This is a genomic window from Nannocystis sp. RBIL2, from assembly GCF_026626745.1.
Classification (GTDB): domain Bacteria; phylum Myxococcota_A; class Polyangia; order Nannocystales; family Nannocystaceae; genus Nannocystis.
Map to the genome: position 1 here is coordinate 2575876 of NZ_JAPNJW010000002.1, position 17532 is coordinate 2593407.

Below are 17532 nucleotides of genomic sequence, written 5' to 3' on the forward strand. Positions count from 1 at the left end.
TGGGGTCGATCTGCTGCGACGCCGCACCCGCGGTCGCTGCGGGGCCGTGAACCTCGGAGACGCATCCTTCACGACGAGGGGGTCGGCCTTCCGCGACGCGGTCCGCGGTCACGGCGTGCCTTTCAAACTCGGCGGCGCTTGATTGCGCCTCGCTCTGGCCCGCCCCGTTCGCGTTCATCCGCACCTCGGCCCTCGGGCTGCCTCGCTCACGCTTCGCCGCTGTCACGCCCGCTCGCCGCGGCGCAGCGACGGCGCCGCGGCCTTGAGCGCCGCCAGCAGGCAGCGGGCGGCCTCCTCGGCCTCGCGGCGCCAGGCCATGCGCCACGGTCGACGCAGCGGGCCCGACGACAGCCGCTTGACCACCAGATCGCCGCGGCCGAGGTGCGGCCCCGCCATCCACTCCGACAGGACCGCCACGCCCATCCCGGCGCGGGCGACGTCGAGGATCGCCTCGGTGAGCGGCAACCGCTGCGCGCGGCCCGGCAGGCGGCCGCGGCCGAACACCCGCCGCAAAAACCACCGCGTCTCCGCCTCCGGCGTCTCGCCGGTGATGAGCCGCGCCGCTCGCAGATCGTCGCGCGACAGCGTCGGCTTGCGCGCCAGCGCGTGCGTCGGCGCGACCACGAACACGATCTCGTCGGAGAACAGCGGCTGCGTGGCGATCTCCCCCGGCGGCACCTCCCCCGTGGTCAGCAGCGCGACGTCGATGGTCCCGGCGATCAGCGCCTCGACCGGCGTGCGCGTGTGCTCGACCGCCAGCGCGAACTCGAGGCCGGGCGAGTGCGCGGCCAGCTCGGCGATCGCCGTCGGCAACCAGTGATAGGCCGTGTAGCACTCGCACACCAGGCGCACGCGCGTCGGCCGGACCGCAGGCGCTCGCACGCTCCGCTCGAGCGCCACCAGCTCGGCGAGCAGCCGCGTCGCCCCGGCCACCACCTGCTCGCCCGCCGCCGTCGCCTGCAGCCCCCGCGGCGAGCGCTCGAACAGCCGCGTCCCCAGCCGGTCCTCGGCGGCCAGCAGCGCCCGACTGACCGCCGGCTGCGACAGGTGCAGCGTCGAGGCCGCCGCCGCGGTCGTGCCCGCCGCGGCCACTGCGAGGACCACCTGGAGGTCGCGGAGCTCGAGGCGCGGGCGCGGGATGGTGGCAATGCGTGTCACGCATCGACTCTATACCAAGGATGCGTTGGACGCATATGGCGACGCGCGCCATCCTCTCCGCCATGCAGCTCTACGGTTCACCCCTCTCCTGCTCCGTGGCCACGCGCATCGCGCTCCTCGAGGCCGGCGCGTCGTTCGAGTACGTCGAGGTCGACGCCCCGACCAAGCGCACGCGCGACGGCGCCGATTACCGCGAGATCCACCCGCTCGGGCTCGTCCCCGCGCTGCGCACCGACGACGGTCGGCTGATCACCGAGAACGCCGCGGTGTTGCAGTACGTCGCCGACGCGCTGCCGGCCGCCGGCCTCGCCCCGCCCGCCGGCGACCCCGAGCGGGTCCGCCTGCAGCAGTGGCTGAGCTTCATCGGCGCCGAGCTGCACAAGGGCGTGTACGCGCCCTTGCTCGGCAGCGAGGCGCCCGACGCCGTTCGCAGCTGGGTGCTCGAGAGGAGCCTGTCGCGCTTCGACTACCTCGCGCGCCACCTCGACGGCCGCGAGTTCTTGCTCGACCGCTTCAGCGTCGCCGACGCCTACCTCGCCACGGTGCTGACATGGTCGGTCGCGACCCCGATCGACCTCAAGAAGTGGCCCTCGCTGGTCGCCTACCTGCAGCGGCTGCAGGCGCGGCCGAGCGTCGCCGCCGCCCTGCACGCCGAGCGCAAGCTGTACGGCGAGCTGCTCGCGCGCCACGGCCGACCCGTGCCCGCGTTCATGCGTCCGCGCGAAGCGACCGCGTCCTGACCGCGGAGCGACAGATCTACGAGCCCGTGTCACGCTGTCGTGACCGTCACGAGGCCACGCGCGCGGCGAGGATGTCCCGGGGGACAGCTCAGCGCGGCAGGTCGAACGCGAGGATGCCGTCGCTGCCGTCGTCGTGGCAGCGGGTGCAGGCGTGCGGGTCGCCGGAGTAGACGACCTCGCCGCTGGTCTCGTACTCGGCGAAGAACCACGCGTCCCCGCGCTTCTGCATGGCCACGACGATGTGCGGCTCGCCGGCCATGAAGCCGTCCTTGACCACGATCGCGCCGTCCGGCCAGGCGGCGAGCGGCCCGCCGGCGAGCGCCTCGACCACCACCTCGTTGATGAAGATCTCCACCTCGGCCCCGTGGACGGTCGCGCTCGGCGTGCGCCCCTCGTAGCCGGGCGCCCGCGCCCACTCCTGGTATTCGGCCGCCTGCAGCTCGTCCCACAGCGCCTCGGCGCTCTCGGGGTTCTGGTTGCTGCAAGCGGCGAGGACGGCGACGGACCCCGCGAGAGCGGCGCGACGGACGGGCATGGCGGGACTACGCCGCCCACCGGGCGAAGTTACGCCGCGCCCGACCGCCGCCTCGGAGATCGCCTGTCTCATGGGCCAGGAAGAATCGAGGCACGCCTGCGAGCGCACCAGAGCGGACGCCGCCCCGCTCGCGGCGGCCCGGCGGCCGTCGATCCATCACATGTCTCAAGAGACATCTCGCGACGCGCGCCGCGATCGCTCGCGCCCTCGCGAGCGGCCTCGACCCTGCGCTGTCCGTCGTGGGCCGCGGTCGAGACCGTCGAGGCGACAGCTTCGCAACGGCAGACCCCGGCGATCCCGCATGCGACGGCCGCGCTGGTTCGCCTAGATTGGCGCGATGATTCGCCGCGCTTCCCTTTTGTCGACCACCTGCTTCGCGCTGTTCGCCTGCCAGGACCCCGGTGGCGGCGTCACCGAGACCGAGACGGCGAGCGACACCTCGACCACGACGAGCACCGGCGGCCCGACCACCGACGCCCAGACGACCGACCCTCCGACCACCGACACCTCGACGACCGGGACGACCGACGCCACCACGACCTCGACCTCGACTTCGACCTCGACCACCGTCGACACCACCACCACCGACGCGACCACCACCGAGGGCGTCGACACCACCACCACCACCACGACCTCGACCACCACCGAGACCACCACCACCGAGGGCGTCGACACCACCACCACCTCGACGACCTCGACCTCGACCACCTCGACCTCGACCGGCGACACCGACACCGAGACCACCGGCGAGCCCTCCCCGTGGGACGGCGAGCCGCTGCCGGACGCGCCGCCGGGCGAGTGGCAGTGGGTGCCGTTCCCCGAGTCGCTGTGCCGGGACGGCAGCACCACCGGCATCGCAGTGCGCTACGGCACCGCGCCCGGCCTGATGATCTACTTCCAGAGCGGCGGCGCCTGCTTCAACGCCGCCACCTGCAACCAGAACATCAAGACCTTCGGCGTCGGGAGCTACAACAACTTCGTCCAGAACGTCGGCAGCAAGGGCATCTTCGACCCCGACGAGCCCGCCAACCCGGTCCTCGACTGGAGCGCCGTGTTCGTCCCGTACTGCTCCGGCGACGTCCACGCCGGCGCCCGCAACGACGTGGTGATCCCGGGCCTCGCCGACCCGCAGCAATTCGTCGGCTACCACAACGTCACCGCCTACCTCGAGCGCATCGTCCCCACCTTCGTCGACAGCGTCGATCACGTGCTCGTCACCGGCGAGAGCGCCGGCGGCTTCGGCTCGGCCTTCAACTACGACCGGATCGCCGAGGCCTTCCCCGACCGCGCAGTCACCCTCATCGACGACTCCGGCCCCGTCATGTCCGACGAGTTCATGGCCCCCTGCCTGCAACAGCAGTGGCGCGACCTGTGGAACTTCGAGGACACCCTGCCGGCCGATTGCGGTGAATGCTTCAACCCCGACGGCGGCGGCATCTCCAATGTAATTAAATACCTCGGGGAGAAGTACGCCGACCAGCGCCTCGGCCTCATCTCCGCGCTGCAGGACCAGACTATCCGCTACTTCTTCGGCTTCGGCCTCAACGAGTGCGCCGGCGGCCAGATGAGCGGCGCCACGTTCACCGAAGGCCTCGCCGACCTGCGCGACGACTGGATGAGCGAGCCCGCCGGCACCTGGGGCACCTTCTACCCGTCGGGCGCGCAGCACACCTGGCTGACGCAGAATTTCTACACTGCCGAGATCGACGGCACCCTGATGCGCGACTGGGTCGCCGATCTCCTCGCCGGCACCGCGACCCACGTCGCGCCGTGAGCCGTTCAGGCCCGGACCGAGCGATCGCTCACCGCCTGTGAGACGGGCGGGGCTCGTTCCCCGCCCGTCAGCAAGCGCTCGTGCCATTCCCACGAGCGGCGATCGCATCAGGCCGCCCAGAGCGACGCCTTGCAGCGCTCGAACATCGCGGTAGCGATCGCGGGGCTCGGCACGCCGCACAGGCGCGAGACCTCCGAGTCGGGCTCGGTGGTCGCCAGGGCGACCGTCAGGCGCGCCAGCTCGGCGGCCTCGGCCGCGTGCACGCGCGCGCGGGCGGCCTCGTCGAGCTGATCGTTCAGCCAGGTCGCGACGTCCCACGCCAGCGCCGCGTGGTCCAGCTCGTCCTCGGCGATGGCGGCGAACAGCCGGCGCAGCGGCTCGTCCGCGGCCACCGACGCCTGGTAGCGGGCCACCAGCGCGCCGAAGGTCTCGCGCACGCAGCCCTCGACCGCGTTCTCGAGCGCCAGCGCCTCGAGCGAGCGCACCTCCGCCGGCACCTCGAGCGCCGGCGACGCGCAGTCGGTCGCCGCCAGCCGCTCACGCAGACCGGCGAAGCCGGCCGCGTGGCGGACCTCGTCGCGCGCCGCAGCCTCGGCGCGCTCGACCAGCGCCGCCGGGGCCCCGTGGTGCGCGAGCTCGCGGGCCAGACGCTCGAACGCCGGCACGCTGGCCGCCTCGAGGTGATGCATCTCGTCGAGGTAGGCCACGAGCGCGCTGCCTTCGGTCCGCGGCGCCGGGCGGAAGCCCTCGGGACGGCGCCCTGCGACCGCGCAGCCCTCGTCAGGCTTGGTCAGATCGACCTCGGTCTGCGACGTCACCGTCTCGCCCTTCACCGTCACCACATGGCCGTGGAACTGGTTGAGGCACTCGTTGAAGTTCTTCTTGGCCAGCAGCTCGTAGCCGCCCTCGACCTCGCGCGCCTTGCTCGCGTCGCACAGCGGGACGTAGCCGTCGAGCGTGGTCAGGAACATCGCCTCGACGGGCGCGTCGACCGTGCCGAAGAACGCCACGGCCTCGGCGCGGGTGGTGATCGTCGCCACCTCGGCGCCGGACTGGACCACCAGGTACGTCGACGTCGGCATGCGCCCGGCCCCCGGCGGGAACAACGAGTTGGGCGAGGTCGCCTTGGCGAGCGCCTTGGTGCACGCCTTGGCGGTCTTCGGATCTTTGCAGCTCTCGCCGAAGCTGGCCACCGCCTGCGAGTTCAGCACCTTCCATTGCTCGCCCTTGTCCGGCTGCAGCTGCGACATCCGCAGCTCGACGTAATCGTAGGACTTGGCCAGCTTCGCCTCGCCGAAGCGGGCGATCAGCGCGGCCGGATCGCAGGTGTCGCCCGCGAAGTCGGCCGCAGCCGGCCCGGGCGGCGTCTCCGGCGCGGGCGGCTCGGCGGGCTCGGCGGGCGGCTCGGCGGGCGCGCTGCTGTCGGTCGGCGCCGGCTCGGGCTGGACCGTCGACTTCTTCTCGCAGCCGGTGGCGGAGACGGTCGACACCAGGGCGGCGGCGATCGACGCGGTGAACACGGTATGGAGGCGGTCTCGCATGTGGCGGCAGGATAGCCGGCTCGGCGGGCCGCGGGGGGCCGATCTGCCCCGAAGGCGAGCAGCCCGCGCGAACGCGATCGACCGGGGCGTCGCTCGCCGCGTCGCCGCTGCTCGCGCTCGTCACGGGACATGTCCGAAGGGACAGGGTGAGGCGTCCCCTCCACGCCGCGGGGACTCGCGGCCCCGGCGATCGCCACCGGCCTGAGCTACGCCGTCCCGGGCGACCGGGCCCAGCCGCCGTCGCGGTAGCCGCGGGCCACGCGGGTCACGAACTCGTAGACCGCCTGCTCGCGCGGGGCGAACACGCCGGGCCGGAAGCCGCGCGAGGACACCCCGCGCTGCACGCTCTCGACCGCGCGCCAATCTTGCCGATTGGTCATGTCCCAAAAGTCAACCGCATAGGCCGGCGAGAACCCCGGCGCCGCGATCGCGTCGGGGTGGAACAACCACTGGCACTCCACGCGCGTGCGGTCGGGCGCGAGCGGCTCGAGCCGGTGCGTCAGCACGTAGTCGGGGTGGAGGCTGAGCAGCAGGTTGGCGCCGAGCCCGTAATAAAACACGCTGCGCCGCTGCTCGGGCGACAGCCGCGGCAGCGGGGCGGCGCCGCTCTTGCCGTCGAAGGACATCGTCTCGACGTCGCCCATCAGCTCCATAGGCCCGCCGATCCATGCCCCCGCGCCGGCGTAGTTCTGGCCGCTGTTGGGCGGGCTGACGCGGCACAGCTGCGGGTGGATCAGCGGGCAGTGGTAGCACTCGTGGTAGTTCTCGACCACGAGCTTCCAGTTGGCCACCAGCTCGTAGCTGTGGGTCGCGGCGATCTGCAGCGACTCGAGGTCGTGCGCGGCGGTCAGCGCGTCGAGGTCGCCGAGCCATTGCGCGAGCGGGACCGCCGAGCCCGACAGGTTGACGAACACGAAGCCGCGCCAGATCTCGACGCGCACCGGCACCAGCCCGCGCGGCTCCGGCTCGCGCCGCTGGCCGCGCAGCGCCCCGTCGAGCTCGTAGACCCAGCCGTGATAGGGGCAGCGGATCTGGCCGCCGCGCACGCACTCACCGACCTGGACCAGCTCGTGGGCGCGGTGGCGGCACACGTTGAAGAAGCCGCGGATCTCGCCGGACCGGTCGCGCACGAGCAGGACACCCTCGCGCCCGGCGCGGATCGCCCGCTGCGCGCCGACCTGATCGAGCGCCTGCGCCCGACCGACGCACACCCACGCGTCGTCGAGGAACGCGCCCAGCTCCCACTGATGCACCGCCGGCGACACGTACGCGTCGCGCGGCAGGCCCTCGCCCTCGCCGAACGGCCGCAGCACCTGAGCCAGCGCGGACGGATCGACCGGGGCGACGAGCGAGGAGGCGTCCATCGGCGCTGAGAATAGTCGACGTCCCCCGCGCGGTCGAACCGACCCGCGGACCGCGGGCGCGAGCGTCACAGCGGGCGATCGGACCCGCGCCGGCGTCAACCTCGCTTGCCGCCGAAGCGGTGCGCGAACACCCCGGCGACCGAGAAGAAGATCGTGTGCTGATCGCGGGCGAGGCCGGGCCCGCCGTCCATGATCGCCGGCCCGCGGTAGAAGAACCCGGTCGGGCTGGTCGAGTGGTCGTAGCGGTACTCGAGGCGCACGAGCAGGTTGTTGAACACGCGGACGTTGTTGGTGAACGCGGCCGAGACGAGCGTCTGCGGCACGCCGAACATCCGCCCGTCGCGGTCCCAGAAGAACTCGGGCCGCAGCGCCATGTCCCACGTGCGCAGCTTGCCGAGCACGCGCCAGCGGGTGAACACCGCCCCGTTCATCCACATCTGCCACGGCGACAGCGGCAGGTCGGTGCGCGGGTCGGCGCCGACGTCGAACAGCGCGCCGACGCCGAAGCGCTCGGTGTTGTAGGTCGCCTGCGTGTCGGAGAACAGCCGCCACGCCCGCGGGCGCATGTCGGCCTGCTCCGGCCCGATCCACACGTACTCGCCGAGGTTGAACTTGTCGCTCGGCGTGAACGTGTAGCCGAGCATCACGCTCGGCGCCTTGTTGTTGTCGGCCAGCAATTGCCAGCCGTTGACGATCCACAGCTGCACCTGGTGCTTGTCGCGGATCGTCTGCGCCAGCTTCAGCCCCGACAGGTAGTACGGCACGCTGTTGAGCTGCCACGTGACCGTATAGTTCCAGTTGTACGGGCTCCAGTGGACGCCGATGCCGACCGGGCTCAGTTGCAGGCCGACCACCACCTCGGTGCCGTGGCGGCTGCGGAAGCCGATGTTGGCCCGCGAGAGGTGCTTCCACACCTCCGGCCCGGCGAACTTGCCGTTGGCCCCGCCCGGGTTCGGCTCGTAGGCCACCAGCGCGTCGGCGGCCGGACCGCCCTGGGCCGCGAACTCGAACAGCGGCGAGAACTTGCCGGGGATGGCGTCGCGGCGGATGTACGCGACCGCGTGGTTGAGCGAGAACTCGCCGGTGCGCGGCTGCACGCTGGTGCCGCGGTACACGTGGTTGTCGGGGTTGTTGCTGTTGTAGCTGTAGTTGACGTCGATGAAGCCGCCGACCTCCCACGGCTTGAAGCCGGGCAGGTGCGGGTCCATGTGCTCACCGGCCGCCAACGCCGGGTTGTTGACCGCCGCCGCGTCGGTGCCAGGCAGCGCCTCCTCGACGCGATCTTCTTCCGCCGGCACGAGCGCGGGCGCCGGGGCGCTCGCGGACCGCACCACCGGCGCCGGTCCTCGCGCGGGGGCCGGCGCGGCCGACGACGCCGGCTCGCTCGCCGGCTCCGGCGGCTCGGACGTCGGCTCGGCGCGCACCTCGATCGCCGGCGTCGGCGTCCACGGGGGCAACGCCAGCGCGCCCGACTCACCCGCCGACTCGCCCGCCGGCGCGGCGAGCACGAGCGGGACGAGCGAGGCGAGGCTGAGGATCGTCGGGCTCATGGCGGTCGCCGCCCCATTCTGCGGCCAGATCGCGCCCCGACGCCAATTCGTCGCCGACGGGGCCCCGGGCCCGGTCGCCGAGGACCCCGCGACCTCGCCCGCCGCCGGGGAGATCGCCCATGCGCGCGCCGTCACACGCCCCGGATCCGCGCCGAGGCCCCGGGCGCGCCCTGTCCCATGAGCCAGGCTCGCCCGCGCTCACTCGCAAGCGCGCGCACCTGTCGCTAAAGACAGGCGCTCGCCCTCACCTGACTCGCAGGACAGGCGCTACGCGAGCACCGGCAAGTGGGTAGCGCCGGCGCGCCGCTCGACGCGGGGGGCCATCTCCGGGCGGGGCGGCGGGGCCTCGCCGGTGGCGCACACACGGCCGCGCAGGCCCAGCTGCTCGAGCATGTCGAGGTCGTCCTGGGTCGAGCGGTTGGGCGTGGTGAGGAAGTCGCCGATCATCATGCCGGACGCGCCGGCGGCGAAGATCATCGGCTGCAGCTGGCCGAGGTGCTGGCGGCCGGCGGCGATGAAGATGTTCTGGCGCGGCAGGGCCAGGCGGAAGCAGGCGATGATGCGCAGCATCTCGCGCGGCGGCAGCGGGTCGACGTGCTGCAGGTTGGTGCCCTCGATGCTGACGAGGAAGTTGATCGGCACCTCGTCGACGTCGAGGCCGCGCAGCTCCAGCGCCAGCTCGGCGCGGTGCTCGGGCTTCTCGCCCATGCCGAAGATCCCGCCGACGCAGGTGCGGAGGCCGAGCTCCTTGGCCGCGCGGATGGTGCTCAGGCGAGCGTCGTAGGTGTGGGTGGTGACGATCTGCTCGTAGTAGCTGCGGCCCGACTCGAGGTTGTGGTTGAACTCGGTCATGCCGGCGTCGCGCAGCTCGCGGAGCGCCTCCTTGCTGACGATCCCGAGCGACGCGTGGGCCTCGGTGTGACCGGCGGCGCGGACCTGGCGGATGCCCTCGACCATGTGCTTCAGGCCCTTGGACCCGTCCTCGTAGCCGCGCGTGGCGGTCACCAGGCCGAGCGCCGTCGCGCCCTGGCCCTGGGCCTTGCGGCTGGCGGCGACCATGTCGGCGTGGCCGAGGAACTTGTCGGCCTTGATGTGGGTGGTGAAGTGCTTCGACTGCGCACAGAAGCCGCAGTCCTCGGGGCACCCGCCCATCTTGGCGTTGACGATCGAGCACAGGTGGACCTCGTCGCCGAAGCGAGCGCGGCGCAGCCGGTCGGCCGCCGCCATCAGGTCCCCGAGCTCGCCCTCGCCGCTCAGGTAACGGACCAGGGTCGCCGCATCGAGCGCGTCCCACTCGCCGCCGAGGATCCGATCGGCGATGGCGTGCGGAGCGGGGAGTTCGGGGCGCGCGTCGGGGCTCGTCATGGCGCGAGGTATACCGCAAGCACGCGCGGCGCGGACCTGGTGCCCGGCGCGCGGTCGTCGTACGAGCTCGCCCGTCCGCCGCATCTGCCGCGGTCCGCGAGTGAGCTTTGCCGTGCACCGTCCTTCGCGTCCCCGCGCGGCGAGCTCGACGGATCTCGCGCTTTCACCGCTCGGTCCCCGGTGGTACCCTCCCCGCGCCCGCGAGAAGGGTCCCCAATGACGCAATCAGAAGCCGCACCAGACGCCGCCTCGGACAGCACCGTGGACGCCGCGTACGAGGCCAAGCTCCGCGCCGACTACGACGGCCAGAGCCGCGAAGATGTCCTGCGAGACTACCGCGAGATGCTGCGGATCCGCCGCTTCGAGGAGGCGGCCGCCCGCGCCTACACGCGCGGCAAGATCAGCGGATTTCTCCACCTCTACATCGGCCAGGAAGCGATCGCCATCGCCACCCAACAGGTGATGGAGCCCGGCGATCGCGTCGTCTCCACCTACCGCACCCACGGCTTCGCCATCGCCCTCGGCTCCGATCCGAAGGCCTGCGCCGCCGAGCTGTTCGGCAAGGCCGCGGGCCTCGTCGGCGGCGTCGGCGGGTCGATGCACTTCTTCGACAAGGAGCGCGGGCTGTGGGGCGGCTACGCGATCGTCGGCAACCACATCCCGGTCGCCGCCGGCCACGCGTTCGCCTCGCAGTACACCGGTGACGGCCGCGTCACCCTCTGCTTCATGGGCGACGGCGCCGTCGGCATCGGCCCCGTGCACGAGGGCATGACGATGGCCGGCATCATGAAGCTGCCGATCGTCTTCGTGGTCGAGAACAACCAGTACTCGATGGGCACCCCGCTCAAGCGCACCCTGCCGGTCGAGGACATCACCGCCCGCGCGGCCGGCTACGGGTTCGCGAGCGACCGCTTCCACGTCACCAGCGTGCAGGAGACCCGGCGCCGCCTCGGCGAGGCCGTCGAGCGCGCGCGCAAGGACGGCAAGCCGACCCTCGTCGAGCTCATCACCTACCGCTTCCGCGGCCACAGCATGAGCGACCCGGCCAAGTACCGGCAGAAGGAAGAGGTCGAGCGCTGGCGGCTCAACGACCCGCTCGAGCGCACGCTGATGGCGCTGAAGACGATCTACCAGGTCCCCGAGGCGGAGCTCGACGCGATGGACGAGACGATCGTCGCCGAGATGGACGGCGCCTACGAGTTCGCCGACAAGGCCCCGGTGCCCGCGCCCGAGGCCCGGTTCGAGAACGTGATGGCCGAGGGCCCTTATTACGGCGACAGCGCGACCACGCGGCCGGCGGGAGTGGAGTAAGACCATGCCGATTCTGCAGATCCGCCAGGCGATCCGCGACGCGATGAAGGAGGAGATGGAGCGTGACGAGCGCGTCTTCCTCATGGGCGAAGAGGTCGGCTACTACAACGGCGCCTACAAGTGCAGCGAGGGCCTCCTCGACCACTTCGGGGCGAAGCGAGTGATCGACACGCCGATCACCGAGACCGGCTTCGCCGGCATCGGCATCGGCGCCGCGATGTGCGGGCTCCGCCCGATCGTCGAGTTCATGACCTTCAACTTCTCGGCCGTCGCGTTCGACCAGATCTTGAACAACGCGGCCAAGCTGCGCCACATGACGCACGGCCAGTTCGGGGTGCCGATGGTGTTCCGCGGGCCCAACGCGGCCGCGCACATGCTCGGCTCGACGCACAGCCAGGCGTTCGAGCACTTCTACGCCCACATCCCCGGGCTCAAGGTCGTCGCCGTCGCCACGCCGTACGACGCCAAGGGCCTGCTCAAGACGGCGATCCGCGACGAGAACCCGGTGCTGTTCCTCGAGAGCGAGCTGATGTACTCGGTCAAGGGCGAGGTGCCCGAGGAGGAGTACCTCATCCCGTTCGGCCAGGCCGACATCAAGCGCCCGGGCGATCACGTCACCGTGATCACGTGGGGCCAGGGCGTGCCGGTCGCGCTCAAGGCCGCCGAGCTCGCGGCCGCCGAGGACGTCTCGTGCGAGGTCATCGACCTGCGCTCGCTCCGGCCGATGGACGAGGCCGCGATCATCGCCTCGGTCAAGAAGACCAACCGCGCGGTCATCGTCTACCACGGCTGGCCCAACGGCGGCGTCGGCGGCGACATCATCGCCCGCATCCAGGAGCTCGCGTTCGACGACCTCGACGCCCCGGTCCTCCGCGTCTGCTACGAGGACCTGCCGATGCCGTACGCCGAGAACCTCGAGAACCTCATCCTCCCCTCGCCCGAGCGCGCCCTCGCGGCCATCCGGCGCGTCACGTACAAGCGCTGAGCACCTGGTCAAGGAGACAGACCCAATGGCAACCGTGGTCACACTTCCCCGCCTCAGCGACACGATGGAAGAGGGCGTGATCGCCAAGTGGCGGATCAAGGTCGGCGACAAGGTCAAGCGCGGCCAGGTCATCGCCGACATCGAGACCGACAAGGCGACGATGGAGTTCGAGTCCTTCGACGCCGGCACCGTCCTCAAGCTGGTCGCCCCCGAAGGCGAGGCGCTGCCCGTCGGCGCCCCGATCGCCGTGTTCGGCCAGCCCGGCGAGAACCCCGACGCCGCCGGCGCCCCCGCGCCCAAGGCCGAGGACAAGCCCGCGCCCAAGGCCGAGCCCGCGCCCGCCAAGGCCGCGAGCAAGCCCGAGGCCAAGCCCGAGGCGACCGCCGAGGTCGAGGCCGCGCAGACGGCCGCCGCCGAGTCGGCCGTGCCCGAGAGCGACGACGACGACGAGCCTGGCCCCAAGGCCACGTCCCAGGGGACAGGTCCCCAAGGACAGGCCGATCGCGGGCGGATCCCCGCCTCGCCGGTGGCCCGCCGCCTGGCCCGCGAGCACGACCTCGAGCTGGGCCAGATCCAGGGCTCCGGCCCGCGTGGACGGGTCGTCAAGGCCGACGTCGAGCAGGCGATCGCCAAGGGCCCCCAGGCCCGCTCGGCCGCCGCCGCGAGCGGTGCTGCGGGACCTGTCCCGACGGCCAGCCAGGCCGCCGGCAGCCCCGCGGCCGACGTCGACGAGCACGGCCGCCCGTACATCAGCCGGCCCGACCGCACGGTCAAGCTGTCGCAGATGCGCAAGACGATCGCCAAGCGCATGGGCCAGGCGAAGCGGGAGATCCCGCATATCTACCTGACGATGCCGATCGTCATGGACAGGGCGGTCGCGCTGCGGGCCGAGTTCAACCTCTCGGTCGACGGCACCAAGGCGAGCCTCAACGACCTCGTGATCCTCGCGGCCGCCCGCGCGCTGCGCAAGCACCCGCGGGTCAACGCCTACTACACCGACAACGGCATCGTCGAGCGCGGCGATGTCCACGTCGGGGTGGCGGTCGCGCTGGACGACGGCCTCATCGTCCCGCCGGTCCGCTTCGCCGACCAGAAGACGCTCAAGCAGGTCTCGATCGACGTCCGCGACCTCGGCACCCGCGCCAAGGAGAAGACGCTCAAGCCGGAGGAGCTGACCGGCAGCACCTTCACCGTGTCGAACCTCGGCATGTTCGGCATCGAGGAGTTCTGCGCGATCGTCAACCCCGGCGAGGCCGCGATCCTGGCCGTCGGCGCGGTCCAGGACGAAGCCGTGGTCGAGGACGGCCAGATCGTCGCCCGCAAGCGCATGCGCGTCACTCTCTGCAGCGACCACCGCGTGTTCGACGGCGCCGAGTCGGCCAAGTACCTGCAGACCCTGCGCAAGCTGCTCGAGAACCCGCTGTCCCTCCTGACCTGAAGGACAGGCGGCCGTGGACCCGCACCGCCGCGCCCGCGTGACCCGCAGCGTGGCGGGCGACAGCCGCTGGGAGGTCGCCACCCGCGAGCTCCCTGCCGGCCTGCGGGCCCACGTGCGCGGCCTCCTCGGCTACAGCGAGGCGACGGCGCTGCCGTGCCTGCGGCGCGAGTACCCGCTGCCGCAGGTCGTCGTCATCATCGAGTTCGGCCCGCCGATCCGCGTCCACGACGGCGACGGAGCGCCCTCGCGCTACGCCGGCGGGTTCGTGGCCGGCCTGAACGACTGCTGGACCGAGACCGGCCACGACGGCGCGCAGGCGGGCATCCAGCTCAACCTGACCCCGATCGGCGCGCGCCTGCTGTTCGGCGTGGCGCTGTCCGAGCTGGCCGGCCGCGTCGTCCACCTCGACGACCTGCTGCCGCGCGCGCACCGGGGCCTGGCCGAGCGCCTCGCCGGCCTGCCCGCTTGGGATGACCGTTTCGACATGGTCGAAAGTTTCATCGCCGCGCGGCTCGCCGAGGCCCGCCTCGAGGTCGGCACGGTCGCCTGGGCCTGCCGCCGGATCGAGGCCAGCGCCGGCGCGGTCGACATCGGCGGCCTGGCGAGCGAGCTCGGCTACAGCGGCAAGCACCTGATCGCCCTGTTCCGCGACCGCGTCGGCGTGCCGCCAAAATTGCTGGCGCGGCTGGTCCGCTTCGACCACCTGGTGCGCCGCCTGAAGTGGGGCCCGCAGACCACCTGGGCCGCCCTCGCAGCCGAATTCGGGTTCGCCGATCAGGCCCATCTGACCCGCGAGATCCGCGGCTTCACCGGCGTCACTCCGACCGACGCCCGGGCGCTCCTCGGCGACCTCACGTTCGGTTGAGGCCGCTTCGCGGCAGGTAAAATTTGTTCAAGACCGAACCCCGGGCGGGCGATTAGGTTGAGCGGGCAAGGAAACAGCCATGTCCAAGCTCAGCCCGATTCCCCCCGGCCCGCGCGTGATCCCCAACCTCGTCGTCCGCGACGGGACCGCCGCGCTCGATTTCTACGCCAAGGCGTTCGGCGCCGAGGAGATCTTGCGCCTGCACGAACCCGACGGTCGGGTCGCCCACGCCGAGTTGTCGCTGTTCGGGGGCCGCATCGCGGTGGCCAGCGAGTACCCGTCGCTCGGCTTCCTCGCGCCCACCTCCGACCGCATCTCCCACACGCTGACCGTGTACGTCGAAGACGTGGACGCCGTCGCCGCCCGCGCCGTCGCGGCCGGGGCCCGGCTCGAGCGGCCGATCGAAGTCGAGTTCTACGGTGACCGCTCGGCCCGCCTCACCGACCCGTTCGGTCACCGCTGGAACGTCCAGAGCCGCGTCGAGGACGTCTCGGCGGCGGAGATGCAGCGGCGGCTCGACGCCCTGTGCGCCCCGTCCACCTGAGCGCCGGCGCGCCGGCGCGCGCGCTCGCGGGTGATTGTCGCCGCCCGTCGGCTCCGGCATCCTCAGACGACCTTGGCACTGTCCGACGCGCCGTCTCACGAACTCAGTGAATTGCACGACCTGGTCGAAGGGGCGCTGCGCGCCGCGCAGGCCCGACCGACCGCCGAGACGACGCGAAAGGAGCGGCACAAGGCTCGCTCGCGTCACTTCGTGCTCGCCCTCGCCGACGCCTTGCGCGAGCACGAGGGCAAAGACGTCGACATCCTGAGCCGCTATCACGACGGCACCCGCTCGCGCATCGGCGCCGGCGATCTGTTGCACGACATCACCCTCAGCCGCAGCGTCCAGATCGGCGAGCTCTGGTACCTCACCGAGGTGCTGTGGCAAGTCGAGTCCGAGCTGGCGCTCGACCGCCCCGACCCGGTCCACGACTTCAACAAGCTCGTCCTCGGGTCTGCGCACCACAAGCTGTTCGTCGCCTCGATGGTGCCCGAGCCCGAGAACCTGCTGCGCACGCTCGAGCCTGCGGCCGCGCGCTGCACCGGCCGCGTGTTCCTGGCCCTCATCCCGCACCCCGACCACTGGGACGGCAACACCACCGGCGGCGTGCGGACCTGGCAATTCCGCCGCTGATCGGCGGCGCGTGACCGCGTCCGGCTCGCCCACCGCGAGCAGCTTCTTGGCCCCCTCGCGCGCGCGTGAGGGGGCTTCGCTGCGATCGTGCGATCGCAGCGACGGCGCCGCCGCTCGTGGCCGCGCGGCGTGCTGGAGCCCGCAGAAAAAGTGCCACTGGCGAATCGGCGTTCGCGTCGGGCTCCGCCTGTCGCTGCCGGCGCCCCCACCTGTCGCCGCACAATCGACGCCGCCGCCACTCCGCAAAGGTCGAACGCGGCGCCTGAGGCGCTGAGAGAGCCCCTGCTGGCGTCTCGATCGCGGCCTCGCTACTGTCGTGGCCTACCCATGGGCGATGTGATCAATCTGAATCGTTATCGCAAGGCCAAGGCCCGCGCCGAGAAGGAGCAGAAGGCCGAGGCCAACCGCGTCCGGCACGCCCGCACGCGGACCGAGAAGCAGGCCGTGCAGCGTGAGCTCGACCGCCAGGTCACCGAGCTCGACGGCAAGCGCCTCGACAGCGCCGACGAGGGGCCGCAGGGCCCATGACTGTTCGGACATGTCCGAACGGCCAGCGATGACGGCTCGTCGGCCGTCGCAACTGTCCGCCAGGACATGTCCTGAAGCTCACCTCTGAAACAGAGCCCCGCGCGTCCGCCCCCACGGACGTCCGCGCCCGTTGACCCCCGGCGACGCCCGTGGGATCGTCGGGCCGTGTCCGTGCTGCTCCGGGGGCTCGCCGCGCTGTTGCTCGTGCTGCTCGCGCTGGCTGCCGCCGGGTGGTTCGCCGCGCGGCCGTGGCTGGCCCCGCCGTCGGCCCCGCCCGAGCAGGTCGCCGGCACGTGGAGCCGCGTCGAGGCGTGGGCCGCCGAGACGCGCCAGCCGAACGCGCCGATCGACGAGCTCCACGCCGCCCTGGGGCCGCTGCGGCGGGCCGGGGCGCGCGACGAGGCGTGGGAGCCGACCCGGCCGCCCGAGCCCGCCGGCGACCCTGCGACGCAGCAGGCCCTCGCCGCGCTGGCCGAGTGGGGCCAGAGCGGCGGCCTCGGGGACGAGCTCTGCATCGTCGACCCGGCCGACCTCTCGGCCGGACCGCCGCGGACCGTCGAGATGTTCCGCCTGGCCCGCCTCGCCTTCCAGCACGGCCGCGACGACGGCGACCCCGCGTTCGCGGCGGCCCTGCGCCTCGGCGCCTACCTGCGCAGCCGCGGCCCGCTGCTCGCGGGCGCCGTCGGCTTCGCCATCGCCCGCGACGCCCTGCAGGTCGCCGAGGCCCGCAACCTGCCCGCCGGTCCGGCCTTCATGGCCTTCGCCCCGCGCCGCGAGGAGGTCCTGCCGATCCTCGCGCGCGAGGCAGTGTGCTCGCTGCGGCTGGCCGAGGCCGCCCTGCGCAGCGGCGCGAGCGGGTCGCAGGAGCTCGCCGATCCCGGCGTCGTCGCCCGCTGGTCGACCGCGTGGGTCGGCCCCGAGCGCGAGCTGGCTATGGCCCGCTGGTACCTCGGCGAGCGCGTCGCTGCGGCCGCGGCCGCCGGCGACGACCTCACCGCAGTGGCCGCGACGCAGACCCTCCCGGACGAGCCCGACGCCCTGCCGGCCAGCCTGCTGGTGCGCTCGCTGGCGGCGAACGGCGCCACGGTGGTGGCCGACATGCAGGCCACCCTCGCCGCCTGGACCGCGCGCCTCGGCCCGCCGCCGTGACATGTCTCTTCAGGCATGCTCTCCAGGACATGCGCATTCGCGCATGCCCGAT

Annotated in this window: 16 protein-coding genes; 10 read left to right on the forward strand and 6 right to left on the reverse strand. The window is 72.3% G+C overall.

The window, feature by feature from the left end; translation table 11 throughout:
* Positions 1-222: 222 nt before the first annotated feature.
* Positions 223-1158, reverse strand: coding sequence for a LysR family transcriptional regulator (locus OV090_RS35340; RefSeq protein ID WP_267709114.1), 936 nt, complete (start codon positions 1156-1158; stop codon positions 223-225).
* A 62-nt stretch (positions 1159-1220) separates the two neighbouring features.
* Between OV090_RS35340 and OV090_RS35345 the strand changes: the two genes are divergently transcribed.
* Complete coding sequence (locus tag OV090_RS35345) at positions 1221-1898, forward strand: glutathione S-transferase N-terminal domain-containing protein (protein WP_267709115.1); 678 nt, start codon at positions 1221-1223, stop codon at positions 1896-1898.
* An 88-nt stretch (positions 1899-1986) separates the two neighbouring features.
* Here the strand turns inward: OV090_RS35345 and OV090_RS35350 are convergent, their stop codons facing one another.
* The gene (locus OV090_RS35350) at positions 1987-2433 is read right to left on the reverse strand and encodes a hypothetical protein (RefSeq protein ID WP_267709116.1); all 447 of its coding nucleotides are present in this window, start codon (positions 2431-2433) and stop codon (positions 1987-1989) included.
* 337 nt (positions 2434-2770) lie between these two features.
* On the opposite strand from OV090_RS35350, the gene OV090_RS35355 reads away from it, so the two are divergent.
* Positions 2771-4207, forward strand: coding sequence for a pectin acetylesterase-family hydrolase (locus OV090_RS35355; RefSeq protein WP_267709117.1), 1437 nt, complete (start codon positions 2771-2773; stop codon positions 4205-4207).
* Between the two features lie 107 nt (positions 4208-4314).
* Here the strand turns inward: OV090_RS35355 and OV090_RS35360 are convergent, their stop codons facing one another.
* The 4 genes from OV090_RS35360 to bioB all read right to left on the reverse strand — a co-directional run bounded on the left by OV090_RS35360 (position 4315) and on the right by bioB (position 10027).
* Positions 4315-5748 (reverse strand): ferritin-like domain-containing protein, encoded by a 1434-nt coding sequence (locus tag OV090_RS35360; RefSeq protein ID WP_267709118.1) that lies wholly within the window; start codon positions 5746-5748, stop codon positions 4315-4317.
* Between the two features lie 206 nt (positions 5749-5954).
* Positions 5955-7112 (reverse strand): aromatic ring-hydroxylating dioxygenase subunit alpha, encoded by a 1158-nt coding sequence (locus tag OV090_RS35365; RefSeq protein WP_267709119.1) that lies wholly within the window; start codon positions 7110-7112, stop codon positions 5955-5957.
* Positions 7113-7207: 95 nt separating this feature from the next.
* The gene (locus tag OV090_RS35370; RefSeq protein WP_267709120.1) at positions 7208-8662 is read right to left on the reverse strand and encodes an outer membrane beta-barrel protein; all 1455 of its coding nucleotides are present in this window, start codon (positions 8660-8662) and stop codon (positions 7208-7210) included.
* 267 nt (positions 8663-8929) lie between these two features.
* Complete coding sequence (bioB, locus tag OV090_RS35375; RefSeq protein WP_267709121.1) at positions 8930-10027, reverse strand: biotin synthase BioB; 1098 nt, start codon at positions 10025-10027, stop codon at positions 8930-8932.
* Between the two features lie 342 nt (positions 10028-10369).
* On the opposite strand from bioB, the gene OV090_RS35380 reads away from it, so the two are divergent.
* The 8 genes from OV090_RS35380 (at position 10370) to OV090_RS35415 (ending at position 17480) form a co-directional block, all read left to right on the forward strand.
* The gene (locus OV090_RS35380) at positions 10370-11338 is read left to right on the forward strand and encodes a thiamine pyrophosphate-dependent enzyme (protein WP_346660434.1); all 969 of its coding nucleotides are present in this window, start codon (positions 10370-10372) and stop codon (positions 11336-11338) included.
* A gap of 4 nt (positions 11339-11342) precedes the next feature.
* Positions 11343-12323 (forward strand): pyruvate dehydrogenase complex E1 component subunit beta, encoded by a 981-nt coding sequence (locus OV090_RS35385; protein WP_267709123.1) that lies wholly within the window; start codon positions 11343-11345, stop codon positions 12321-12323.
* A 25-nt stretch (positions 12324-12348) separates the two neighbouring features.
* Positions 12349-13761 carry a dihydrolipoamide acetyltransferase family protein gene (locus OV090_RS35390; protein WP_276604799.1) on the forward strand — a complete coding sequence of 471 codons (1413 nt, stop codon included), beginning with the start codon at positions 12349-12351 and terminating at the stop codon, positions 13759-13761.
* A gap of 13 nt (positions 13762-13774) precedes the next feature.
* Positions 13775-14626 (forward strand): helix-turn-helix domain-containing protein, encoded by an 852-nt coding sequence (locus OV090_RS51155; protein WP_267709125.1) that lies wholly within the window; start codon positions 13775-13777, stop codon positions 14624-14626.
* Between the two features lie 79 nt (positions 14627-14705).
* Positions 14706-15170 (forward strand): VOC family protein, encoded by a 465-nt coding sequence (locus tag OV090_RS35400; protein ID WP_267709126.1) that lies wholly within the window; start codon positions 14706-14708, stop codon positions 15168-15170.
* 72 nt (positions 15171-15242) lie between these two features.
* Positions 15243-15803, forward strand: coding sequence for a hypothetical protein (locus tag OV090_RS35405; protein ID WP_267709127.1), 561 nt, complete (start codon positions 15243-15245; stop codon positions 15801-15803).
* A 327-nt stretch (positions 15804-16130) separates the two neighbouring features.
* Positions 16131-16331, forward strand: a complete 201-nt coding sequence (locus OV090_RS35410; RefSeq protein ID WP_276600805.1) for a DUF4169 family protein — start codon at positions 16131-16133, stop codon at positions 16329-16331.
* A 165-nt stretch (positions 16332-16496) separates the two neighbouring features.
* Positions 16497-17480: a hypothetical protein gene (locus OV090_RS35415; protein WP_267709129.1), complete on the forward strand. Its 984-nt coding sequence runs from the start codon at positions 16497-16499 to the stop codon at positions 17478-17480.
* Positions 17481-17532 lie beyond the last annotated feature (52 nt).